We start from the raw sequence: 25,572 nt of genomic DNA on the forward strand, positions 1-25,572 counted from the left end.
CTGCCAGGGCAGGTTGTGAAAAAAATGTAAAAAAAACAGATCGATAATGGCTTTTTTAGGTTAAAAAATGAACTGGTCAATTTTTGACAGGTGACTGAACGCTATCTTAGGCTCTGGCCTTCCATAACGTTCTGGAGACAATAAAAAAAATGTCCAGTGATACCCGTAACGTGGCTGAAAACAATTTAATCTTTGGCGAATTATTCAAAAAACACTTTGGTGCGACGGATCAGGGCTTCGGTCCGGAGTTTGCTAACTCATTAACCTCGCTGCAATCCTGGGGAGGTTCTGGTTGGGCACAGGGCTTTAATAAGCCGGAAGGTCTGATCTGGGCATCGTCTGCGGTGTATCGAAAATTCAAAGATGATTTCGAGTCAATTGGTGATGTCGGTGCTGTCGGCAGGATGCGGGCTGACTTCCGTTATGGAGAATACCTGGCTGATGCAATTCGTGGGGCTGCAGACCCTTCGGCGTATCAGGGCAAAACGGCTGAGTCTACTCAGTCGGCGATTGCCTCAAACGTCTTTGCAACACTGGACTTCATTCCCAATCTTATTGATGCCTATACCAGTTATAAAGTTGAATCAGCTTTCCGGGATATCCGGGCATTTCATGCTGACGGTGGCCAGGATGGCTATACCTATCAGGATGCGGAATTAGAGAAACTAAGAACCGAGCCGGATTTCGATAAGCTGGTTGAGCTGCATAAAACGATTCTGCAACGTAAGCAAGATACTATCAGCACTGAGCTTGCCAGCCTGGAGGCAACCGTCGCTGATGCTCAGAAAGTGGTTGCTGATCAGATCGCTGCAAAAGAGTTACAGAAAGATGCATCTCTGGTGACATACATTGCTCTCGAAGCAGGGCACAGCCTTGGAATAGAAGGCGAGATAGAAGTTACTGAACTGCTGATATCTGAAGATCAGACTGCTCTTAGTCAGAAGCAGAGCCGGATTACAGAAATTGAAGCCGGGGCCGGTGAAGATGGTGCACTGACCCGGGAGCTGGCGGATGAGCTGACGACCCTGAGAACCGAAACTGCTGATCTTGAGCAAACGCTGGTGCGGCGCAATTCAGAGCTTGAGAACTATCGGGAAACGAAAGTTCAGGTAGATAGCTTGTTGCTTCAGGATAGCGATGCGATCCAACAACAGATTGATACACACAAGTCCAGTTACCAGAATCTGGGCGATGAAGTGTATCAGCTGATGAAAGATAAAGCGGCGCTTCCTTATACCGATGAGTACAGTACTCAACGCAGACAACTTGAAGGTAATCAGCTGGATATTGATGTGGATCTGGCAGATGCCAATTCATCGCTGGCGACACACAAATCGCAGGAGCTGCTTAAATCGGGTCTGGCGATCGGCAGTAACCTTTTAACGGTTGCATCCAGTGCTGCAGGGCTGGCCAAAACCATTCAGGAAGACGGCAGTACCGTTGCTGTTGCACAGGCTTCCACCGGGCTAGGTGGGTTTGTTGCAGATACTATCGCCAGTTTTATCGATCTGAGCAGTGCCAAATCGGCCGGTAAGGCCAGTGCTGCATTTGGTGCGGTTGGTGCGGCGGCAGGTTTCTCTGCCAGTGTGGTGGGCATCACCGAGATTTCCAAACAACTCCATGATCCGAATATTTCGGATGAGCAGAAAGAATATCTGAAAGCAGAAATTGGATTACAGGGTGCGGTTGCGGGTTTATCTGCCGTTGCTGGAGGTCTGGCGGTTGCTCAGGCATTGGTAAAAGCAGGTAGTACTGCTGCAACTACGCTGGGCAAAGCTGTACCGATTATCGGCGCTATTGCCTCGGTGGCGTCTGCTATTAATCCTGCTAAGTGGTCTGAGTTTAATGAAAAGCAGGACCGGATCGATAATTTACGTCAGAGTGATGATTACTCAGCGGACCTTTTATCCGGTTTGCTGGACGATACTCTGGTTGCTCAGAAAGGTTTTTATGGCGCAACAACAGCGCTGAATGCGGTAACCGGTGTGGCAAGTGCCGCACTGGCTGCTACCGGTGTCGGCGCGGGTGTTGCGGTACTGGTAGGCCTGATCGGTGGGGCTATCTCGGCCATTGTTGGTGCTTTTGAACAAGTTGCGCTTGAAGATATTGCTGATAAATACGCGGATAAAATCCGTCACCGGGATGACGGCTCTGAACGAACCGTTGAAGAGTTCTTTAAAGGCAGTTTTGATCAGCAACAGGAAAAGTCAAAGCAGGCATATGAGAATGTGCTGCAGGACATCATTAATGATCAGGGTTTTGACAGTGCGGTAACACTGGGTAGTCAGTTGTTGTCAGCTTCTGATCTTGAACTTGCTGCGAAGAGTAAAACCCGGGGCGAGCTTGAGAAAACCGCCCGTCATTATTTTGAAGAATATAAAGACACCGGAGGCTGGCAGGATCAGACCATCCGGTTGGAAGAAAAGGTTGGTGACGATCATATCAACTTGCCGGACGCTGCCAGTACTGCGTCACCGGAAAATGTGTATGTTTCCTTCCTGACGCCTCTGCTAGCCAGCGGTGATCAGAGTACCTCCACGACCTCTACCGGTAAAAACAGTAACCACACATCTGTCACAATCAGTGATCTGGCAGGTTGGGTGGTAAACGATGGTGCCGGAAAAAATACAACTTTTAACATGAATCGTATCATTAACAGCGCCCAGGATAAGGCCAATAATGATGTGTCGGTGGACTTCACGATTAATGCTGGTGACGGTGATGACACACTGTTTGCGTATGACAGTGAAATCACCTTTAACGGTCAGGGGGGAACGGATACTGTTTCCTATACCAGCTTCGCTGCCGATAACCTTGCTGGTGGTATTACCGTCAATAAGACGGCTACCGGTATTAGCGTTGATAAAAGCCTGGCAGCAGGTTCCAAGTATTACAAAGAGTCCATAGGCAGTTACGAAACCTCCCACGGTAAACGTACGGAAACCGTTGAGTATCGTCAGGTACAGGTACTGGAACGGGACAATGTTTCAAATGTAACCGATCAGTTCAGCGGTATTGAGATCATTCAGGGATCTGCGAAAGATGACACCTTTAACCTGTTAGCGGACACTGAAATTCGTCAGATCTTCGGTTTTGACGGCGATGATGTGATTTTTGCCGGTGAAAATACTGAGGTTATTTCAGGGGGCACGGGTAAAGACATCATTCATATCAGTGACAACCTGCTGGCTACCAAAACCGGCACTGCTCAGTTGTATGTGGATGGTGGCAAGGGGCACTCAGATACTTTAGTGATCTCTCAGAACCTGCTGGATACTCTGGCAGAGCAACACTCTGCAGAACAAACTAATATCAGCATTGCTAATTCGGTTGCGGCCAGCCTTGTTGGGGCCAGTGGCAATCTGCAGTCCACCGCCAGCAGTCTGGCAACTATGCTGAATAAGGGTAACCAGAATGCTGCCGCGAACGTTGTTCTGAACGATATTGAGCGTGTACAGCTTGAGCTGAAAGATACACCGTCGGTCAATCCTGACAACGTTGATGGTGTGGGGATTTTTAAAACAGCAGCATTGAATGGTGCCCATGCGGGCAGTGCCAAGCTGGACAGTATTTATTATCTGTCGGATTACGAAGCAATTGTGAATTCACAATTGTCGAAAACCTCTTCTCAGGAATCATTTTACGGCCTGGAAAATGCGCGTGTCGCCAGCTATGAAAATGCATCAGCCAGTGATGCTGCCGCAATGCAGACATGGGTACAAAATCATACAGCGACATCTGTCGCCGATGCCGATAAGTTAAGCGGTGAAATTGCTGTTAACGAGATCAAGCATATCAGCGGCAAAATGTATGTGGTTGAAGGACGCAGTTATTCCTTCAGAGAGGTTGTCGATGATTATGCTTACCTGACCATAGATGGTCAGGCTGTTATCAGTGACACCGTTCATGATAATGCGGCTACCGGTACTTATCAGGCAACAGCTACCGGGTTTGTTGATCTGGATTTCTATGTGCTGAATACCGGAGGTCCGGGCCATTTTGATCTGCGCGGACGATTAGAAAATCCGTTGCCGGAAACTCTGGGAACATTGCAGAACGTTCAGACGCAGGTGTATCAGAATGCCAGTGTCACAGATCCTGCCGATTTGCCCGTGTTTGCGACCGCTAATACTGGTAGTAGCAGTGCTTCGTCTGATCTGGCCGCGACCAATGCGGCGGGTACCCTGACAAAAATTACCGGTCAGATGAGTGTGACTGAAGGGCAGGTGTACAGCTTTCAGGCACAGGGTGAAGTGGTCAGTTATCTGCGCATAGATAATACGGAAATCATCGGCAATGGCAGTGCCGCGTACCAACAGCAGGGGAGCTTTAAGGCCACCGCGACCGGTACGGTAGATGTTGAATATTATGTTTACAGCGCCACTGCTCAGGAGCATAACCTGGTACAGCTGTTACAGACCGGTGCAGCCAGTACCAGTGCTGATCTTAAAATCTTGCGGACCAGTGAATACACTAATCTGCCAACCTCACAGCTGCTTTATAATCAGGGTGATATTGTTGCTGATCTGGCTGCGCGCCAGCCGGCAGACACATCTTTGAGCGGTGATCTGACAGGTACGATTGCAACTGATTCGGCTAAACATATTCAGGCCAAACTGTACGTTGAGGCAGGTCACACTTATTACTTCACAGAGAAAACGGATGATTTTATACATCTGATTGTTGATCAGCAGGTAATTATTGATGACCGGCAGTGGGATGTGACCACTGAGGGCGCTTATCTTGCCCAAAAGAGCGGTTATGTGAACGTTGATTATTACGTTTTTAATGGCCCGGGTCCTGGTAACTATGAACTGACAGTAACTGCCAGCGTTAACCAGACACATACACCAACGAATACCAGCCCGACGGCCAGTGATAGCGACAGTAACAGTTACCCGCGTCTGTTTGTAACCCCTGAAGCAGAGCAGTTACCGGATGATAAGCTTGCCGTGGATGTGACCGCAGCAGGTATTAATCACGGCGTGCAGGTCATTGGCACCAATCAGAATAATGGCATTACCGGCAGCAACCATGCAGATATTTTGTTTGGCCACGGTGGTAATGACATGCTTGAAGGCGGCCTGGGTGATGACACCCTGATTGGTGGAGCCGGTAAGGATAGCTTCATCTTTAAAGGCGATAACTTTGGTCATGATGTGATTGTGAACCTGGTTCAGGGCGACGCGGACCGGGATGAAATCATCTTTGAGGGCACGACCATGACCTCTATCTGGTTGTACCGGATGGGTGATCATCTGGTCGTTAAGCCAAGTGACCAGGGTGCTGTAGTTATCACTCATGTATTTGGGGCGAATGCAGTCGGCGATTTTGAACGCATTGTTTTCCGCGATCAGAATGGCAATGAGCCCTGGGTTTTCACACCTGATCAGTTTGTCGCGGGCGGTCAATATGAAAACATTGGCACCATTACTGCCGGGCATGCGGTCTATGACCGGATAATGGCCAGTGATGCTGCTGATGAATTAGCGAAGGCAGAGCTGAATGTAGCGAAATCTACTGATGAGCTGTTGGCTGAATCAGAAGCGGCTAACCGCCAGACTCTGGTAGAAGCAGAGCTTGGCCGTAACGGTTTTGAACTGGGGGCGGAGCTACTCACTAATGGAGGCTTTGAAACGTCGGGTGGCTGGAGTCATCCTAATCCTCTGGAATACTGGAATGATGGTGCTTACAGCGTATATACCAGTGCCGATAGCCAGCGTTATATCGAACTGGACTACGCAAACGGAGTTGATTCTGTATCACAGCAATTTGCCGGCACTGTCGGTGAGAAATATCTGCTGTCATTCGATGTAGCTCGCCGGGGTAACGGCAATGACGATTCGAATACTGTACAGGTTAGCTTTAACGGTAACCTGTTGGGTGACTTTGTTGCTCAGGGCAATAACATCTTTGAGCGCTATGATCTGGTAGTAGATGCTGCTGCGATGAATACCCTGCAGTTTGCCGAAACCGTCAGTGGTAATGATACTGTCGGGCCGTTACTGGACAATGTGTCGGTACGGAAAATCAATCAGGTACAGGATACTAACCTGCTGAACAATGGCGGTTTTGAATTCTCAGGTGCGGTTGAGTCAGAAGTACACCGCGCCAGCATTGATGGCTGGCAGAGCAGCAACGCCTTCCACTTGTTTGCAACCGCTAATAATGGCGTGACGCCACAGGGCAGTTCGGAAGTATATCTAAAGCTTGACCGGACCGACGCGGCAGACAGTATTACCGCGCAGGCCGATCTACAAACCGGTAAGCAGTATCAGATTCAGTTTGATATTGCCGCTGATACTGCGGTGAGTAATGAATCCAATGCTGTGCAGGTTCTGCTTAATGGCGTGACTCTGGGAACTGCATACGCGACAGGTAATGGATGGCAGACTGTTAGCTTTACAGTAGAAGGTTCTGCAGGTGCAGATAAGCTGACAATCCGTGAATTTGCGAACGGTAATGACGGTGCCGGCGTGTACCTTGATAACGTCCGGGTATTCCAGGATACCGCCAGTAACCGTTTGAGTCTGGCCACCATCGGTGCCAGTCTGATTCTGGATGGTAATTTCCAGTCAGATATACTTCCGGCCGGTCAGACCAGCCAGACCGCCACAGACTGGACGCTGGGCAACGGCGCGTTGCTGACTCAGAATCCCGCTGACAGCACTGATCAGGTTATAAATCTGGATGCTTCAGCTGATTCACAACAGGCTCATGTCGGCCAGCGTTTTGATGCACAAACCGGTAGCGAATATCAGCTCAGCTTTACATTGGCCGGGCAGGGAACTGAAGTGAGCAATACGGTTGAAGTCTGGTGGAACGGTTCGCAGCTGGGCACTGCTTCGGTGGCAGCTAATCTGACTGAAACCTTTCAGTTCAGCGTGACGGGTGCTGCTGGTCATGATCTGTTGCAGATTGTGGAGAGTAGCGTAGGTAATGACGGTGCAGGATTATTCCTGGACGATGTCAGCCTGACGGCGCTTGACTTGCCATCAGTATCGGAAGCCTTACTGGGTGAGAATCTTCTGGAAAACGGAGACTTCGAGTCCAATGGTTTTTCCGGTAGCGGTGTGATTCCGGTGTCTGCAGTCTCTGGCTGGGAATCCGGCAACAGTAATCTTACTGTCGGTCAGGAAGATTATGCTGCTCACGAATCGACTTTGCGTGGACGTTATCTGGAACTGGATCAGACCGCTAACAGTCAGGATCAGGTTTGGCAGGATGTAGCAGCTGAAACAGGTAGTTATTACCGCCTTAGTTATGACCTGTGGAATGATCAGTCAGGTACCGCTGACGGTGCGCCGGAAATTCACTGGAATAATGGACTGGTTACCGCATACAGCAATAATCAGTATGGTGAAGCGCGTCACTTTGAATACATTGTTCAGGGGGCGGATGGCATGGATCGGCTTACGGTTACCGAAGCGGGTGGTAATGATGACGGTCAGGGGCTGTATCTGGATAATTTCAGCCTGCAATATATTGCGCCGGATAAATACAGCGAATTTAACTTTACCTTCTCGTAATAGCCTGTTTGCGGGCTGAGCTTCAGCCCGCAAAGCTCTCTGGACAACGTATATGAATCAGAAACAACTTCTTGATCTTGGCAGAATCTCATGGCTCTGGCAGAACTCTGAACTGCATAAAGAATGGCAGGTTGGCGCCATGTCACGTTATGTGCTGCCTGCTGTCGCTTCAAATCAGTACCTGATTATTGAACATGAAGGCGCCCCGGTTGCTTACTGCTCATGGGCCTTGTTCGATGAACAAGCTGAAAGTGATTATGTGCTGGATCCTGCCAGTCTTTCTCCGCAACGCTGGAATTGTGGCGAAAGGCTTTGGTTTATAGATTGGATTTCGCCGTTTAATTCACGGTTTACCTGGATGTTGCGGGCAGAATTAAATAATCGCTTTCCGGGGTATCTGGCCCGGGCTATGCGGGTTAAGAAAACCACTGATAAAGCCAGAATAGCGTCGTTTTCCGGTAAAGGTCTGAGCAGAGAAGAAAGTCACTCACTTCGTCGCCAGTATTTTACTGACATGGTTGAAGGCGTGCAGAATGCACAGCAGTCCGGTGCGGATATTAAAGTGAACACTGTGCCTGGCTGACCAGTCGGCGTTTAGGCCATGGATGGCTATGTCTTAGCAGGTACCTGATCTACATGGCTTCACAAAAAAACACCTATCTCAGCGATGCACTTAACCTGATACGCGGCGCATTTTTATCCGTTGCAGGTTTTAGCTGCTGCATCAATCTTCTTATGCTTGTTCCGGTCATATACATGTTGCAGGTGTATGACCGGGTGGTCACCAGCGGCAGCCTGAGTACATTGCTTATGCTGACACTGATAATGGTGGCGCTGCTTATTGCCATGGGGTGTCTGGAATGGTGTCGTTCCAAGATACTGATTCGGGCAGGTGCCCGATTCGACCGTTTACTGGCCGCTAAAACCTTTGACGTTGGCTTCAAGCAGTCGCTGTATTCCGGCGGACGTAATAACTCGGCGGGCAGTATTCAGGATCTGAACGGATTGCGCAGTTTTCTGTCCGGTAATGCCTTGTTCGCTTTTTTCGATGCGCCCTGGATGCCGGTATACATAGGTGTGATGTTTATCTTCCATCCGTTGTATGGCTGGGTAGCCGTGTTCAGCGCTATTGTGTTGGGGTTGCTGGCGCTAATTAATGAAAAGCTGACCCGGAATCTGTTGCAGGAAGCGGGTAAGGAAGTCAGTCAGGCTAACGAAGCTGTAACCCGTACGTTATGCAATGCAGAAGTCATTGAGTCGATGGGCATGCTGGGAAGGCTTCGCCAGCGCTGGCAAATGCGTCAGGACAAAGTATTGCTCTGGCAAAGCCGGGCAGCAGAGCGGGGGGCAAGTATTGCCTCTGTGTCGAAAACTATCCGCATTACGGTACAGTCACTGATACTGGGGCTTGGGGCTTATCTGGTTATTCAGCAGGAAATCACCCCGGGGCTGATGGTAGCCGGTTCGATTTTGCTGGGCCGGGCACTGGCACCCATTGATCAGATGATTGGCGCCTGGAAAGGTTTTGTCATGGCGCGTTCTCAGTATAACCGTCTGCGGGACGGCTTACAGAAACTGCTGCCGGAGCAGGAGAATATGGCGCTGCCAACACCGTCCGGAGAAATTAGTATCGAACATTTGTCAGTAACACCTCCCGGTGCTGGCAGTCCGATTCTTAAAGATATTTCATTACAGGCTTCACCCGGAGAAGTATGGGGGATACTGGGGCCAAGTGGTGCAGGCAAGTCTTCTCTGGCAAGGGCTCTGTTGGGAATCTGGCCGCCATCATCAGGTAAGGTCAGACTCGATCATGCGGATATTTTCACCTGGGACAGAGAAGCGCTTGGCGCATATGTTGGCTACCTGCCGCAAGATATCGAACTGTTTGACGGAACTGTAAGCGAGAACATCTCCCGTTTTGGAGATGTTGATCCGGAGCAGGTTGTGCGAGCGGCTCAGATCGCGGGTATGCATGAGATGATACTTTCATTCCATGATGGCTATGACACAAGAATTGGGAAAGACGGAATGATGCTTTCCGGTGGGCAGCGGCAGCGGCTTGGCCTGGCCAGGGCTATTTACGGATCGCCGGTATTGCTGGTTCTGGATGAGCCTAATTCAAATCTTGATGATCTTGGTGAGCAGGCATTAACCCGGGCATTACAAACAGTCAAACAACAGGGCACAACCGTGTTTATTATCACCCACCGGCCTTCTGTGCTAGGTCAGGTTGATAAGCTGATTATGCTTGCTAACGGCGCCGTTCAGCTACAGGGGCCGAGGGACGAAGTACTGAGTCGTCTGAAGCAGGCACAGGCTGCTATGCAGCAGGCCGCACCGAATAATCAGGGAGCCGTAAATGGATAAGCCAGAGCAACAGGTGGCCAAAACAGGCGACCGTTATATCCGGGGATTTGGGCTGATGGTCATTGCTCTGACCTTTGGTATGTTTGGCAGCTGGGCTTTTCTAGCTCCGCTGGATAGCGCTGCACTTGCTCAGGGTGTGGTAAAGGTTGCCGGTAACCGTAAGACTATTCAGCACTTGGAGGGCGGGATTATTACCGATCTATATGTGCGTGACGGTGACAGGGTTAAGCCCGGTGATGCCTTAATTCAACTGGATGCCACACAGTTTCGTTCTGAGTTGCAGGTGCTGAAAACCCAGCTAGTCATTTATCTGGCGAATGAAAGCCGTCTCAGGGCAGAAAGGGATGATGACGAGAGTATACGCTTCAGTCCTGCGCTGGATGATGCTGACCTTAGAGTAGTTGATGCAAAACAGGCCGAAATTCAGCAATTCAATTCCCGCCGCGCAGCCCGTCTCGGTGAAATTGACGTGTTTAGCCAGCGCATCAGGCAACTGGAAGCTCAGGTCGACGGCCTTAAAGGGCTTATGGACAGTAAGCAGGCACGGATAGCCTCCTATAATGATGAGATTGGCGACTACCAGGCTCTGCAGACCCAGGGTTATGTGGATGCCCGGCGAATAAGGGAATTACGCCGTCTGAAAGAAGAAATCGCGGGTGAAGTTGCAGAACACCGGGCGGGGGTAGCTGGGGTCAAGGTTCAGATAGGCGAGGCCCGTTTACAGATTTTACAGTCCAGTAAAGAATTCAATAAGGAAGTAGTGAATCAACTGGCAGATATTCAGGCCAAGGTGTTTGATATCCAGGAGCGTGTCGTTGCTGTAGAAGATCAGGTCCGGCGTACCCTGATAATTGCTCCGGTAGAAGGCATTGTACTGGGGCTGGCATTTCATACGATTGGTGGTGTAGTACCGCCCAGTAGTCCGGTGTTGGATATCGTACCGGAAACCAGTGAACTGATTGTGGAAGCGCAGGTTTCACCGATTGATATTGACCGGGTATCAGTTGGAATGAAGTCTGATATCCGTTTCAGCTCGTTTAAGAGCGCGATTACCCCGGTTCTGACCGGGGAAGTGATTAACCTGTCAGCAGACAGTTTATCGGTGGAAGGTGAAGCCGCTTATTACCGGGCACAGGTGGCCATTAAGGATCCATTGGATAAATTGCCTGCTAATACCCGGTTGGTTCCGGGAATGCCCGCCGAAGTGTTAATTAATACCGGTGCCGGTACCCTGTTTGAGTATCTGATGCAGCCAGCAACTGATGCCATCGCCCGGTCATTTATTGAGGATTAGTGTTGGGATGTGCTTGGTCTTCTTCAGGTAAGTAAGACTGTCAGGAGCGTTAATGCATAAAAGTAACAAGGTTAACGATTCGTCATGTAAGCAAGCGTTACGTAAACAGCAAGTACGCAAATTTTATGAAGTGCTCTGGGATGCGCTTGATAAACAGGCCATACCGGACGTTCTGCATGAAGATTTTGTATTTCGCGGCTCTCTGGGGCAGGAGAAAACCGGCCATGCTGGCTTTGCAGAATATGTCGATATGGTGCATCTGGCACTGGGTGACTATAGCTGCATCATCGAAGAACTGGTGGCTGAAGGGGAAAAGGTATTTGCCAAAATGTCCTTCACCGGCATCCACCGTAATGATTTTATGGGATATAGCCCTACCAACAAACGTCTTACCTGGCATGGCTGTGCGTTGTTTACGTTCCGGGAGGGCAGGATCGCAGAAACCTGGGTGCTGGGTGATCTTAAAACCCTTGAAAATCAGCTAGCAAAGAATCTACAGTAAGCCTTTGAATCTTCAGCCTGTTAAAGGTTTTATATGTCTGCACCGGATACACTTAAATCTCCCGAAATGTTACGTCATCTTGAGAATGTAATGGCCAGCTACACGCGGTATTTTAGTGAACCGCTGATCAGCGGAATGCCAGAAGAAACCAGAAGCATTTCTGAGCGTCTCTGGCAGGCAGATTTTGTACTCTTATCCCATGGCGGAGGTGCTGATCCGGTTTTTAATTTTGGTAATCAGATGGCACTGGATCTTTTTGAGATGGACTATGACACGTTGGCGGCACTGCCTTCACGAAAGTCTGCAGAACCTGTCTCGCAGGCGGAAAGAAATCATCTCCTGAGGCAGGTAACTGAGCATGGGTTTATTGATGATTATCGTGGGGTGAGGATTTCTGCCACAGGCCGGCGGTTTTACATTGAGAATGCCAGAGTCTGGAATTTGTACGATGAAGCAGGGCAATATTACGGTCAGGCAGCAATGTTCAGTAATTGGCGTGATGTTGAAGTCACTGAGCCAGGCTGAATTAGCGCTGGCTCACCTTCGTTGATTTGTTAGCTTGCTGCTGCCGTTTGACGACTTTTTAACTGGCTCCAGGCAAAGATAAGAATCGATGCAATTGTCAGGCTAAGCAGTGTCAGGCTGATAGGGCGGCTGAGAAAGATACTCAGGTCACCATTGGATACGCCAAGCGCCTGCTTAAACCGGGTCAGGAAAACCGGCCCCAGTACCAAACCAAGAATAATTGGCACCGCCGGTATATCGTTCTTGCGTAGCATGTAACCGAAAATTGCAAAACCCAGTGCGATCAGCGCATCCGTAAACTGATAGTTCTGGCTATAGCTACCAATAAACCCCAGTACCAGAATAAACGCGCCGATGAATCGACCACGGATACGGGTCAGGTTAACGATCCAGCGAGTCGCAACAGACAGATACACAAATACAATGATGTTCATCATGAACAGCGAGATGTACAGGCCGGAAATGAATTCAGGGCGTTCAGCGAACAGGGTTGGCCCCGGAATGTAGTTATGTACCATGAATACCGCCAGTAACATAGCCATCAGTGCATCAGCGGGAATACCAAAGGCCAGTAACGGAATCATGACTGACGCTGTCACTGCGTTGTTGGACGTTTCAGACGCAATCAAACCAGCGGGTTCACCGTTGCCAAAATTCTCCGGATTTTTAGAAAACTTCTGCGCCAACGTGTAAGAGAAAAATTGTGAGCCAAATTCGCCAACACCGGGTAACAGGCCCATTACAACGCCCAGTGCGGCAGAGCGGACGACGGTGACTTTATGTTTAAGCAGTGTCAGCGCGCCGCTAAAGAAGCTGTCGCCGGTCAGTTTAGTAACCTGCGAGTCACCGCCTTTCTGTGATAACAGTACAAACGCCTGAGACATGGCAAACAGACCTATTACAGCAGGCACCAGCGGAATGCCACCGAGTAGCCATTCCTGATCAAAGGTATAAGTTTGGGTGTTGTAAGAACGATCCAGACCAATAGTGCCGAGGAAGATGCCAAGTCCCAGCATCATGGCGGCTTCCAGTACATGTTTGCGGTGCGCCAGCACAACAAAGATCATACCCAGTACCGCTAACATGGCGAATTCTGCTGAGCCGAAGTGTGTAGCGACTTGCGACAGAAGCGGTGCCATTAATACCAGCGACATAACACTGATGATGCCTCCGACGAATGAAGCGGTATAGGCAATGGAAAGGGCTTTTTTACCTTCACCGCGTTTGGCCATTGGGTAGCCGTCATAAGTGGTGAGTACGGCGACCGGTGTGCCGGGTGTATTCATCAGAATGGCTGGAATAGCACCTCCATACCAGGCGCCGCCGTATACACCTAGCAGAAGTGTTACACCTGCCAGAGGTTCCATTGAAAAGCTTAGCGGTAGCAGAATTGCCATGACGCCTGCAGGTTCTAAACCTGGAATTGAACCGATAGTCACGCCGATCAGAGCGCCAACGAAAATGGCCAGTAACACATTGACGTTACTGACTTCAGATAAACCGAGAAGTAAAGTTTCCATAGCTGAGCACCTGAATCTTATAAATACTGATTGGCAAAGCTTGCCAATGTTTCTGGCAGCAGCTCGTAGAGCCAGACATCCGGTAGCCAAACACTGACACCAATCCGGAAAATCAGGATCAGCGCGGCAGTTGTTCCAATAGCGCAGCCAAACCAGAACAGGTTAAGCAGACGGCTGAGCCAGAGTAATGTCGAGACGAACAACAACGTGGCAAGTGCAAAACCGAATACAGACAACGTATTGATATAAAGAAAAAACAGGGCGCTGGAAAATAATGCCACCCGGTAATTGCTGAGGGTGTCCATCAGGCTGTCGATGGGGTCAATACTACGTAACCATATCAGTCGGAAGGAAATAAACAGCCGCGCAGCGGTAAATATAACCAGAACACTCAGGCCGATAGCAGGTCCCACCATAGGTTGGGTGTACCAGCCACGTTTAGTGGTTACCCATTGAGCTTCCTGTGGCAGCAGTATCAGTAAGGCACTTGCGGCGACCAGTATCAGCCAGTAAATGCCAAAGGTACGTTGCTGAATCGCAGAATCAGTTTCTTCAGCAAGCGCTTCCATAGAAAGTGATTCTTGTGTGTTTGCTTCATCCGGGAGTGCTTGTTCTGAGCGAGCTTGAGCAGAGTTGGATAAAGCTGTATCAGAATTGTCTTCATGAGCATGTAACTGAGCATCTGAAGGAGTGTCCTGAAGTTTGTCGACAGTGTGGTTTGCGGAAGTCATAGGCGTGTTGCTCTTCGCAGATGAATCATCGGGCCTGGCAGAAAACAGCGTAGCTGCTTTTAGTCAGAGTCTGACCTTAAGCAGCTACGCATGCCATCAGCAGTATTACTGCTTCATGAAGTCCAGCAGATCCTGGGCGGCGTCGTAGTCATCAGAAACGACCTTCTCAGCATCAGTGCCGGCAATCCAGAATACGCCTGCACCTGTTGATTTCGCCAGTTCCTGAGCGCGGTCAGAAGCCATTGTTTTAGCTGCGATTTCAGCAATACGTGCTTTGATTTCCGGAGCCGTACCTTGTTTAACAAATAAGCCGTTCCAGGTTGTCTGGCTAATCCCTGTCTGTTCGTTCAGCGTTGGTACTTCAGGCGCAATGCTAAGGCGCTCACGGGTGATCGCTGTCAGCAGTTTTACGTCACCTGATTTCAGGCAAGCAATGATTTGCTGAGTAGTCGTATTAATAACGTCCGCATCACCGTTTGCCAGTGTTGAACAATCGTTAGAGTCAAAGGGCGCATCAGAAGAGAAGTTGATGCCAATCTTGTCAGCTGCTTTGAAGGTGATTGCTGTTGGCAATGCCTGATAACCAAAGTGGCCTAAAGAGACATCGTTGCTTTTTGAGTATTCCGCCAGTTCGTCCATAGTGTTATATGGCGAGTCTGCTTTGGTAGCAATAACGAATGGGTAATCAAGAAAGATTCCGACTGGCTCGAAGGTTTCTTCGTCGAATGGCGCGTTACCTGCCAGTACATGTGTGGTCAGAATATCCGCAACGAAAGAGCCAATGGTCAGGCCATCTGCACGTGCGCGGGATACGTCGGAAGCACCCACAACACCGCCGCCGCCAGGTTTATTGACCACAGAAGCTGGCTTGCCAGTTTCCTTTGCCATGTCTTCAGCAACCATGCGGGTGAGGATGTCTTCAAGATCACCGGCAGGCCATGGCACAACGAACTTAACCGGACGGTTTGGATAGTCTGCAGCAAATGCAGGTGTCGCCAGTAATGGCGTTGCAACAACAACAGCGGTAGAAACCAGATTTATTATTTTTTTCATAATTACCTCTTCTTATTATGGTATTGCGCATCCTGGGTGCGCGAATGACTGAAACAGTTATTTTTCTTTTTTAAGGGGAACAATCAGGACAGGAACCTGACTTTGATGAATGACTTTCTGGGCGGTTGAGCCAAGAAAAATCCGGGAAATACTATTACTCTCACGGTCACCCATAACGATCATGTCGACGGCCATTGTTTTGGCTTTTTCGAGAATAATTCTGTGGGGCTGACCAATAGATACTTTGATGGTTGCCGGTTTAGGTAGCTCAACACCTGCATCCAGTTCACTCTGCACGAATGATTCAATGCGTTCTTTAATCCGCAGCTTGCGGCTTTGCATGATCTGTTCGCTGTGCTTTTTGCTCAGTTTCTCTGGCAGGTAGTCTTCAATGATGTCTTCGGTGAGTTCACTGATAGGTTCAACCGCATGTAAAAAGATAATTTCAGCGTCATGTCTGATTGCCTCATTAACCGCATAGCGGAACGCAGGCCGGCTACCCTGACCAAGATCAGATGCATACAGAATTCGTTTGATGGTTTGCAGCATGGTTTTACCTTCGCAACGCTGAATATCATTGATTTCTATTAGAGAGGATCGCCGCAAGAAAAAATATCAACCGGATGGTTGATATGTGCAGATGGTTTGAAAATTGGAACAGGTCCTGATTACATATAAAAAAAGGGCCCGAAGGCCCTGAAAATACCGCCAAAAGGCAGTAGCAGATTTACCGGTTTGGAGACCAGTGATGACATCTGTAATGCGGCAGTGCAGGCGTTATTACAGATGTATTGTCGGTATGATCGACAGACGTGATGTGTAGTCGGTCATACGCAGGGGAGCGATGTATCTCTGGCTCGACAGCTATACTGCGCCCAGACAATTACTTATTGATGTTGATGACTTGAGGTAGGGTATATTCCAGCAAACCGTCGAGGCCAAACTCAACACCGAATCCAGATAGCTTACAGCCACCAAATGGTGCGTGTGGCAGGACTTCAGCATGGCCGTTAATCCATACTGTGCCGCATTCTAACTGTGCTGCAATCTTTTGGGCGGTATCCAGATCTTTACTCCACACAGAACCACCTAAGCCAACTGAGCAATCGTTAGCCATACGTACGGCATCGTCCACGTTGCTGTAAGCGATAACGGGCAGGGCAGGGCCAAACTGCTCTTCATCAACAAGACGTGTGCCGTTACTGACGTTGGCAACAATAGTTGGTGGGTAGAAATAGCCGTTACCGGACAGGGCTTCACCACCACAAAGAATCTTACCGCCGTTAGCCGCCGCATCTGCAACCAGCTCGCTGACAATTCTTAGCTGATTGGCATTCTGTACCGGTCCGAAGGTTGTACCGGGTAACATACCGTCACCGATTGTCTGAGCTTCAGCCAGCGCAACCAGTTTGTCGCATACAGCCTGATACTGGCTTTCATGCACGTATAGGCGCTTCAGGCAGGCGCAGGTCTGGCCCATGTTCAGGAATGACGTCTGAAACAGACCTTCAGCTATGGCATCAATATCGCTGTCAGGTAATACGATCGCCGCATCATTACCGCCAAGTTCAAGCGTCAGACGCTTCAGGTTACTGGCGGCACTCTCCATGATACGTTGACCGGTTGCGGTAGAGCCTGTGAAAACAACTTTTTGAATATCCTGATGACGACTGATTGCGTTGCCGATTTCAGCTTCACCGGTAACGATATTGACTACGCCAGCTGGCAATACTTCATTCATCAGCTCGACTAAACGCAGGGTATTGAGTGGCGTCAGGCCTGAAGGCTTACAGACTACTGTATTACCGGAACGCAGTGCCGGGATAACATGCCAGATGGCAATCATCAGCGGCCAGTTCCAAGGCGTAATAGACGCAACCACGCCTAATGGCTTACGGTGGTTTTCGATGCGTTTGTTTTCGCTGTCTTCGATGATCTCGACCGGAATTTCAAGATCAGCGGTATAGCGTGTCCAGGCCATCGCACCCTGGATTTCCATATTTGCCAGAAACAGCGGTTTACCCTGTTCCTGAACAATGATCTTCGCCAGTTCGTCGGCGTGCTGTTCGATTTTATCTGCAATTTGATGAATCAATTGCTGACGCGTTTCATGGCTGCTGTGTTGCCAGGTTTTAAAAGCTTCACTGGCTGCCACAACGGCTTCATCTAGCTGTGCTACAGAAGCCAGTGGCGCCTGGGCAAAGGCTTGCTCTGTTGCTGGATTAATAACATCGAATTGACCGGCTGCACCGGCAACTGACTGGCCGTTAATGGTCAGTAGAATTGCGTCAGACATAATGTTTCTCCCGGGTGGCGGCCGGAACTGTAGGTAACAGTATCTGCAACCGACGCCACCGTTTTATGGTTTTTTACAGGATTAGAAGGGCACGATGGCCAGTAACTGGAAATAGGTATTTGTGTCGGTGTTGCTGACAACGCTGGTGGCTTTATCCGGCGTGTAGAAACCTAATAGCGGGCTGATGATCAGGTGATCATTCACCACCCATTCTGCATACAGGTTTACTTCCTGCGCATCAGACCGGGCTGCACTGCCGGAGGTATCATCAAAATCGAAGAATAGAGCACCAACAGTCAGGGTTTCAGTCGGATTGGCTTTCACGCCGATATGATGAACGTCTACACCCGTATTACCCGGGCCTGCAGCTGAATAATTTGCCCATACTTCACCCTGAAACCAGGTACCGTAACCACGGTTAAAGCCGGTAAACAGACTGTCGTAACCTTTATCAAAAGAGCTGTAACGGTAATTAACACTTGGTGACCAGGGCAGGTCTGCGAAAGTCCAGCCGGCTTCAGCGTACCAGGCATCCGCATCAGCGGTGTTATTGCCCTGTTCCTGATTAGCAAACTCTGCAGAAAGGAACAGATTTTCAACGCCAGCGTTACCCTGGTAACGGACACTCATGGTTTCCTGACCGTCACGTTGTAAATTGTCGAAATTGCCGCCAGCAATACCGGTTGGGCTAGTGCCGAGGCCTTTCAGATAGAAGGCGCCAAAGGTACCGATGTCGCTCACATGTTCAACATTTACACCGGCCATTTCCGGACGGCCCTGTGCTTTGTTGTCTGATTCAAGCCAGAAAATATCGGAACGTAAACCGTCATCACCGCCCAGTTTCAGGACCGCTGTTTTATCAAAGGCTTTACGGCCAGCCAGCCAGTAAGCGCCGCCACGGTTTAGCTGAGGATCTACGCCGTTACCAAAATTAAGGGCATCATCGTTGAGAATAAAACCATCGCCAATGGTGACGATCTGGCGACCTATGGAGAAGTCGACCATGTCGTTACGCCAGCCGGCAAATACTTCTTCAAATTCTGTTTCGCGTTCGTTGCCGGTTGTTGTACCAGAGGCTTCACCGTCGCCCCATGCGCCAGTGCTGATTGCATTGATTTTGCCGTAAAACTGGCTTTCATTACTTAATGTCGTATGGCCGGAAAAACCGTATTTTACAAATGCTTCCTGCCATTTAGGGCTGGAGTTAGCATTTCCGTAAGTCTGATCGCTGCTGAAGGTACCGATAATTGTTTCGATATCCAGATTCAGCTGGTCGCCATTCTCGTCGATTAAGTTTATTGCATGGGTGGGGGCGCTGATGGTTGCCGCTAACAGCATTGATGAAAGGTAATGACCCTTTTGCAGTCTCATCAAAATAAACCTCTGTTTTATTATTCTGTTTTATTCTTCTGTATTTATAAGTGGACTGCGCAGCGGATACTGACAGGCCTGAGGTCTATTTAAGAGCAAAGAGCTAAAGGGAGTAATCAACCAGATGGTTGACCCTGGCGGAAATTTTGTCGAAATATCGGCTAAACAAGTTAGCGGGATACATAAAGAGGTGAGATAGGGGAGTAATTCTGGCCAGTTATTTTACTGGCCAGATCTATATCCACTGCGCCGTATAGCGCAGTAGATATAGATAAGTGCTGTGCAGAGTTTGTTGTTTGCCTGGCAGATTTTTTCTCAGCTTTTATTTGCCGAGCTTATCCGTACTGACTCATTCTTTACTGAGCTTAAGATAAACCCCCAGCGCCATCAGTAGTGCGACGGCTGCCATGAGCATCCATACAGCGTTCAGTACCTGCGTATCGTTCTCCGCCAGTAAGGATTTGAACATTAGCAGCAGGGATTCAATTGATATTGCGATGACAATTGCTGACATGAAACGGGTGATAGTACGCCTTGAAGTATCATGATGATGAATGTCTTTATTTGATAATACTTCTTCTTCGAGAATGGTTTTGCCGAGATCGAAGATTGCCAGCCCGAGGGTAATCAGGATGACGATACCAAAGGCGCCGGTAGTGACGTCGCTGGTAAGTTGTAATACATCAAGCAGGGATTTTCCTGCGCCGCCCAGTAAAAGCAGTGAAACGATGATCAGCAAGCCGCCAATAATCGCATATACACCCTGAAAAGCCGGATGGAAACGTTCACGCAGCTGATCACCTTTAAGGTATGAGATGAGCCGTTGCAGATTGAAGTTCAGTACAAGGTAGCCGGTTACCTCATCCGCATCATTACGAATGGTCTGCACGCAGGAAATGGCCATTTGATGGGTTGCGCTTGAGAGGTAAGGTTCAGTTACGCTGACATCATGATGCTGATGTTCAAGTATTTGCATATAAGGGCGCTGGCTACGGTCGCGTCCTTTGCCGGGTTTGCGGCGTTTACGGTAACTGACGTGAGGACTGAAAACCGTGTCCATCAGTTGGACGCCATGGTTATCCAGGCTATACATGAGTTCAATAAAGGGATAGTTCTCGCTAAGGCGACGTACTGCCTGTTGCTGTTTTTCCTGGTCTGGCAGCAACTGTGCGCCGCTGAGACTTGCCATCATGGATTCCATGAGGCTGTGAATAGCCTTTTTGTATTGCTGGTAATGTTCCAGCAACCGTAAATGATTTTGCATTTTGGATACTCTTCAGTAGAACAAATCAGTTAAAAAAGGGATCAGTTCAGTGAGAGTACGAAGCAGCGGTCGTCAGGCCAGAGGTTTAGTCTGGATTTGTTAGAGCGTGTCTCATCAGCGGGTGTTTTTTCTGAGACTGTTTTTGCAGTAATAGGCGCAGGTTCAGCGGGGTCTTCAGAGCTGGGTTCGAGTTGGGTAGGTTTAACCTGATGTTGGTTCATTATGTTATCTCCGAATAAATCATTTTTGTTGTTGTAAAAGAGGTCTGTAACGACCTGATAAAAATCTTACCGCAGGCCGGATGGGCGATTGGATTGAAATCACTGTATATCTGGCTCATTGATCTGAATTTATACTAACTAACTGGTACTAAAGTCTATTGATGAATTTTTATTGAGAGATAAAGTTTTCTGATGGGTATGCAAAACAAAAGATATAGCGGGCACTAAGAGCCCGCTATAACGTATTTCATATTCAGGCTGAAACAATTAGAGGGAGCTAGCTAACTTTTCGCCGTCCACGGGATGAAAATTCACCGAGAGCAGCATTGGTTCGTAGCAGCAGATTGAGAAAGTCTTCCTGTGACATAACATCAGCAATAGGCTCAGTGCCTCGCTGAATGCTGTCAATGTCACGTAACTGGCTGCCGTAGATTATGTAATCGGCAGGTTCGCCATAGGGAATGACGTGCAGTTTACTTTGAGTATAAAGTGCAATTAAGCGGTGAATCTGGTCAGCGGGAATGCCGACAAGCGATACACGGTTACCTTTGAGCATGGTGTATTCATCCTTGAATAGTTGTGATTAATGCTTGCGGGAAAGCATAGATTGTCCTTTGTGCAGATGCAAAAAAATCAACATCAAAAATTGTGCAAAATGGGTATTAATAGTCTGATTTCATTAGAGTTTACGACTGAAGTCTTAGTTGATTATAAAATTGTGCTACAAAAAAGTTAATGGTAAGAATCTGTAGCGATGGTTGGCAAGCGTTACCCAAATAGTGGAATGCTTATTTGATTGTTTAATCTAACTTCCGGGTAGCAATAAAACTGTCGCTTAATAAGTAAGTTTTGTCGGTTAAAGCGCTTTTGGCTAAAGGGTATTGCTGGTACATTAGCGCCGACTGAAAGCAGCCGCAGATCAGGCAGTAATTTAACATCGGACAATAGATGCGAAGTTACTTCGGAAGCTTTTATGTCTTTTTATAGATACCGTTTCAACAGTGTGTCCTCACCGCTTTCTTAAACTGTTTTATTGAGATTTCCTACATGGATTTGGATCTATGGCTGCTGTTTGTAGCTGTCAGTATTGTACCGGCAATGAGCCCGGGCCCGGCTATTTTAATGGCGATGAATAACACTCTTCAGTATGGTCCGCGAGCGACACTGGTGTCGGCAGTTGGTAATTCTGCCGGTCTTATGGTGCTGGGGTTGGCGATTTCTTTTGGGTTGGGTTCAGTGATGGCATCTTCTGCTGTGGTGTTCACTGTATTTAAGCTCGCCGGTGCCGCTTACCTTATATATCTGGGGCTGAAAGTCTGGCGTGATAAGGCTGCTTTTTCCGCAAATGAAGTTGTGCGCCGTCAGAAGAGTGCGGTCCGTTTAATTATGGAAGCATTTTTACTTGCGGTGACGAATCCTAAAGCGGTGGTGATTTTGGCAGTTCTGTTTCCACCTTTTCTGAATACTTCTGTTGCGTTAATGCCGCAAGTGCTGATCTTATCGGCGACCTTTGCTTTACTGTGTTATCTCAATCATTTTCTGGTTGCACTGTTTGCTAAGCGGCTAAAGTCTTTTATCAAAAGCGAACGGCGTGGCAAATATACCCGCCGCTTTGTGGGCGGTAGCTTTATGGGATTAGGCGGTGTTCTGGCAGCTGCTTCTCAGTAGCGAAAAAAAACCGCAGAGTAAAGCACTGCGGTTTGTTCGTTAAGTTAGCCGGGACAGCAAAGCCGATTTAGCCAGTTAAGAGAGATAAATTTTAGCTTGCCGGCAGGCCCGGCTGATAAGTTCAGGCGCCAGTTGTTGAGCGGTCTCTGTTTCCTGTCGGTCCTGAATCCAGCCCAGATAGGTAAAGCCACGGGCTGTCAGAAAGGTGTCCAGTAGCTGCAGGTCAGCGTCGCTGAGGGAGCGTAACTGACGGTAGCCATCAATCAGCGCTGTTTTAGCCGTTTCATAATCGGTTTCCTGCAAAACAAAATACAGTGCAGTTGCCAGTTCAAACATATGCCAGCCGAAACCGGCATCATCGAAATCCAGCAAGCGTACATCATTGCCATCAGTCATGAGGTTTTCCGGTACAAAGTCGGCGTGAATCAGACTGTAATTCTGTGGGGTTTTATTCAGCTTAGTAAGTACAGATCTGACTTTATCCCGGGCTTCAATGAGCAGTTTTTGTTGTGCAGCTGTTAATAGAGGAAGCTCCCAGAAACGCCCCCAGAAAGGTTGCTCACCGACTAAACCTTCGCTATCCCAAGCATGACGTTCAAAGCCATCCGGTAAAGGCCAGTGAGAAGATTGGTTGTGTAGCTTAGCGGCAATCAGGCCGATCTGCCGGTAAGTGCTGCGAATGTTGTCGGTGTCTTGCGCTAAGCCATGTTCAACGCTGCCCAGCTGTTCACCGTTAATCCAGGCAAACAGATCAATGCAGCGGGTTTCTGGTACAGCATCAATCTGATCGCTGATTAACAGTTGCTTGTCTGCAGTTGGAATGACAACTGGCACTGCAATTCCAGCTTCGTCCAGCGCGGCCATCCACTCTAGCTCGGAACGTAATGCTGCAATGCTATGGTAGCCAGGTCTGTGAATACGCAGTGCATATGTGTTGTCAGCAGTGGTGACTTTGAATACGGCATTCTCGCGGTATTTAATCAAGCTTATTGATTCCGGTTGAATGTACCAGTGTTGCAATGCATGGCGGGCAAGCAGGGCGAGGTGCTCTGCCTGTTGGTCTGGACTGAGTTGGTAGAACTCACCCATGATTCATCTCCTCGGTAACCTGATGCAGCACTTTGTCCAGGGTGTGTAGCAGCAGGTCAGCATGCTCAGGCTGGAATGGCATTGGCGGCCGCAGCTTGAGGATTGAATCGTGGACACCGATGGCACTAATCAGCACACCTTGTTGTTTCATCAGGTTGATAATGCGACGTGCCTGTTTGCTGGCAGGTGTTTTGCTCGCAGGATCTGTTATCAAATCAACCGCAAAGAACATTCCCCGGTCACGGACTTCACCGATCAAAGGATATTTGTGCTGCAATTTCCGTAAGCCGGAAACAACGTATTCACCGGTGCTGATGGCATTTTCCAGCAGCTTATCTTCGACCAGAGTATCCAGAACGGCCATACCAACAGCGCAGGAAACCGGGGTGCCGCCGAATGTATTGAAGTACATCGCTGATTTGCTGAATTCTTCGATCAGTGCCGGGCGGGCGATAACGCCAGCTAATGGATGGCCATTACCCATAGGTTTACCCAGCGTAACGATGTCCGGTGTAATGTCGAACCACTGATGTGCCCACCAGTGTTTACCGGTTCGGCCAAAGCCAGCCTGAACTTCATCGGCGATCAGTAAACCGCCGGCGTTACGTACCAGCGCAGTAGCTTTTTCCATGAAACCGACAGGCACGTTAAGTAAGCCTTCATTGGCGAAATCCGGGCAAACCAGCATGCCGGCAAAAGGAATGCCTTCAGCGGCAAACTCAGCAATCGCCTGTGCGACCTGATCGGCATATGCGTCGGCTAGCTTTTCCGGAGCAACGCCTTCAATGCCTCTGTAGCTATCGGGAATTGAAAACGCTTTTACGCGTTTAGTTTTGCGGGCTTCAGGCATAAAGCCGGTGCCTATTTCGGCAACCGCTTCAGTGTTGCCGTGATAGGCGAAGTCCGTGACGATGATGCCTTGTCCACCTGTACAGTGGCGAGCCATCCGTAATGCCAGTTCATTGGCTTCGCTGCCGGTACAGGTCAGCATGGCCATGCTCAGGTCATCGTGAAAGGTAGCGCTGAGGCGCTCCACGTAATCAACAATGTTGTTATGCAGGTAACGGGTGTGAATGTTGAGTGTGCTGGCTTGCTGATGCATGGCCTCAACAACACGCGGATTACAGTGGCCTACATGAGGCACGTTGTTGTACACATCTAAATAACGTTTGCCTGAATGGTCGTATAGCCAGACGTCTTCGCCACGCACCAGTTGTAATGGCTCTTCGTAAAACAGAGGTGTGTGTGGGCCGAGAACTTTAATTCTGCGCGCCAGCAGAGATTGAGGTGTGTTTTGCATGACAGATACCGAAAAGCTGTTGAATCAGCATTTGAGTATCCTGTTTATCGTGTATTTACAGCATCCATCAGAAGGTTGAGATGGATTTTTAGCCGCGGTCGGGTAAATGGAATTAGCTGGTTTGTAATAGTTGTAGGCTTCGGCTCACCAGCTCTGCACGGGACTGGACGTCGGTCTTCTGAAAGATGTGATGTAAGTGGGTTTTGATTGTCGCCAGGCCCAGGTTTAGTTCAGCGGCTATTTGTTTATTGTTGGCACCGCTGATCAGCAGTTCGAGCACATCGAGTTCCCGCTCAGTGAGTTGGTATTGCTGTTCAAAACTTTGTCGCTCCTGATGGCGGCGGGGCAGGTAAACCGTATTGAGACTGTATTCCATGAAGGGCTGGATGTTGTTAAGCAACTCAAGTTCTGTATCGCTAAAATTGCCCAGCGATTCGGCTCTTAGTACGCTGAGTATGGCGACAATATCACCCTGATTACGGAAGAACATATCCGCAACAAAACGGTGTTCGTGGGGCAGCATGAATTCCTGATAATAACGACTCTGCTTTAGCAGGTGTGGGGCAATTTGAGAGTCCAGCGTAGCAACCCGGGTGTCTTTATCACGAAAGCGATCCGGGCTGAGTGGATCCATTGCGTTGTATTCCTGAGTGTATTGCTTCTCCATATCCTGAGCACCGTTAAAGATTACTGCACCGCGGTGCTGCATTCCGGGCTCCACCAAAAAGAATACTGCATTGCTAACCGGCAGCAGACTGTTTATCAGCGACAAGCTCTGATGTTGAAACTGATGAGGTAAGAGGCTGCTAGCTGACATAGGTATTACTCAGGATTTAAATAAT

General features: G+C 48.9%; 18 protein-coding genes. 7 read left to right on the forward strand and 11 right to left on the reverse strand.

Going from position 1 to position 25,572, the window contains the following annotated elements:
* Positions 1-149 precede the first annotated feature (149 nt).
* From OCU49_RS10405 to OCU49_RS10430, 6 genes are read left to right on the forward strand one after another with little or no spacing between them, the layout of a single operon-like run.
* Positions 150-7,529, forward strand: a complete 7,380-nt coding sequence (locus OCU49_RS10405) for a DUF642 domain-containing protein (RefSeq protein ID WP_261844917.1) — start codon at positions 150-152, stop codon at positions 7,527-7,529.
* A gap of 52 nt (positions 7,530-7,581) precedes the next feature.
* On the forward strand, positions 7,582-8,112 hold the full coding sequence (locus tag OCU49_RS10410; protein WP_261844918.1) for a toxin-activating lysine-acyltransferase: 531 nt from the start codon (positions 7,582-7,584) through the stop codon (positions 8,110-8,112).
* A gap of 53 nt (positions 8,113-8,165) precedes the next feature.
* Positions 8,166-9,896 (forward strand): type I secretion system permease/ATPase, encoded by a 1,731-nt coding sequence (locus OCU49_RS10415; protein WP_261844919.1) that lies wholly within the window; start codon positions 8,166-8,168, stop codon positions 9,894-9,896.
* Positions 9,889-11,190: an HlyD family type I secretion periplasmic adaptor subunit gene (locus OCU49_RS10420; RefSeq protein WP_261844920.1), complete on the forward strand. Its 1,302-nt coding sequence runs from the start codon at positions 9,889-9,891 to the stop codon at positions 11,188-11,190. Before OCU49_RS10415 ends, OCU49_RS10420 begins: the two co-directional genes overlap by 8 nt.
* A 52-nt stretch (positions 11,191-11,242) precedes the next feature.
* Entirely contained in the window at positions 11,243-11,692 is a 450-nt protein-coding gene (locus tag OCU49_RS10425; protein ID WP_261844921.1) for an ester cyclase, read from the forward strand.
* A gap of 33 nt (positions 11,693-11,725) precedes the next feature.
* Positions 11,726-12,217 (forward strand): MEKHLA domain-containing protein, encoded by a 492-nt coding sequence (locus OCU49_RS10430; protein ID WP_261844922.1) that lies wholly within the window; start codon positions 11,726-11,728, stop codon positions 12,215-12,217.
* A gap of 29 nt (positions 12,218-12,246) precedes the next feature.
* Here the strand turns inward: OCU49_RS10430 and OCU49_RS10435 are convergent, their stop codons facing one another.
* From OCU49_RS10435 to OCU49_RS10470, 8 genes are all read right to left on the reverse strand, one after another.
* Positions 12,247-13,737, reverse strand: coding sequence for a tripartite tricarboxylate transporter permease (locus tag OCU49_RS10435; RefSeq protein ID WP_261844923.1), 1,491 nt, complete (start codon positions 13,735-13,737; stop codon positions 12,247-12,249).
* A gap of 17 nt (positions 13,738-13,754) precedes the next feature.
* A complete protein-coding gene (locus tag OCU49_RS10440; protein WP_261844924.1) occupies positions 13,755-14,468 on the reverse strand; it encodes a hypothetical protein in 714 nt (237 codons plus the stop codon).
* A 105-nt stretch (positions 14,469-14,573) separates the two neighbouring features.
* The gene (locus OCU49_RS10445) at positions 14,574-15,521 is read right to left on the reverse strand and encodes a tripartite tricarboxylate transporter substrate binding protein (RefSeq protein WP_261844925.1); all 948 of its coding nucleotides are present in this window, start codon (positions 15,519-15,521) and stop codon (positions 14,574-14,576) included.
* Between the two features lie 57 nt (positions 15,522-15,578).
* Positions 15,579-16,070, reverse strand: coding sequence for a universal stress protein (locus OCU49_RS10450; RefSeq protein ID WP_261844926.1), 492 nt, complete (start codon positions 16,068-16,070; stop codon positions 15,579-15,581).
* Positions 16,071-16,404: 334 nt separating this feature from the next.
* Positions 16,405-17,817 (reverse strand): aldehyde dehydrogenase family protein, encoded by a 1,413-nt coding sequence (locus OCU49_RS10455; protein WP_261844927.1) that lies wholly within the window; start codon positions 17,815-17,817, stop codon positions 16,405-16,407.
* 81 nt (positions 17,818-17,898) lie between these two features.
* Positions 17,899-19,188, reverse strand: a complete 1,290-nt coding sequence (locus OCU49_RS10460) for an alginate export family protein (RefSeq protein ID WP_261844928.1) — start codon at positions 19,186-19,188, stop codon at positions 17,899-17,901.
* A 349-nt stretch (positions 19,189-19,537) separates the two neighbouring features.
* Positions 19,538-20,452, reverse strand: coding sequence for a PDC sensor domain-containing protein (locus OCU49_RS10465; RefSeq protein ID WP_261844929.1), 915 nt, complete (start codon positions 20,450-20,452; stop codon positions 19,538-19,540).
* 498 nt (positions 20,453-20,950) lie between these two features.
* A complete protein-coding gene (locus tag OCU49_RS10470) occupies positions 20,951-21,229 on the reverse strand; it encodes a hypothetical protein (RefSeq protein ID WP_261844930.1) in 279 nt (92 codons plus the stop codon).
* A 491-nt stretch (positions 21,230-21,720) separates the two neighbouring features.
* On the opposite strand from OCU49_RS10470, the gene OCU49_RS10475 reads away from it, so the two are divergent.
* Positions 21,721-22,341: a LysE family translocator gene (locus OCU49_RS10475; protein WP_261844931.1), complete on the forward strand. Its 621-nt coding sequence runs from the start codon at positions 21,721-21,723 to the stop codon at positions 22,339-22,341.
* Between the two features lie 75 nt (positions 22,342-22,416).
* On the opposite strand, the gene OCU49_RS10480 is transcribed toward OCU49_RS10475, so the two are convergent.
* The 3 genes from OCU49_RS10480 to OCU49_RS10490 form a co-directional block, all read right to left on the reverse strand.
* Complete coding sequence (locus OCU49_RS10480) at positions 22,417-23,430, reverse strand: phosphotransferase enzyme family protein (protein ID WP_261844932.1); 1,014 nt, start codon at positions 23,428-23,430, stop codon at positions 22,417-22,419.
* Complete coding sequence (locus tag OCU49_RS10485) at positions 23,423-24,730, reverse strand: aspartate aminotransferase family protein (RefSeq protein WP_261844933.1); 1,308 nt, start codon at positions 24,728-24,730, stop codon at positions 23,423-23,425. Before OCU49_RS10485 ends, OCU49_RS10480 begins: the two co-directional genes overlap by 8 nt.
* Before the next feature lie 112 nt (positions 24,731-24,842).
* Positions 24,843-25,547 (reverse strand): helix-turn-helix transcriptional regulator, encoded by a 705-nt coding sequence (locus OCU49_RS10490; protein ID WP_261844934.1) that lies wholly within the window; start codon positions 25,545-25,547, stop codon positions 24,843-24,845.
* Between the last annotated feature and the right edge of the window lie 25 nt (positions 25,548-25,572).

This window comes from Aliamphritea ceti (genome assembly GCF_024347215.1).
In the GTDB taxonomy this organism is placed as follows: Bacteria; Pseudomonadota; Gammaproteobacteria; order Pseudomonadales; family Balneatricaceae; genus Amphritea; species Amphritea ceti.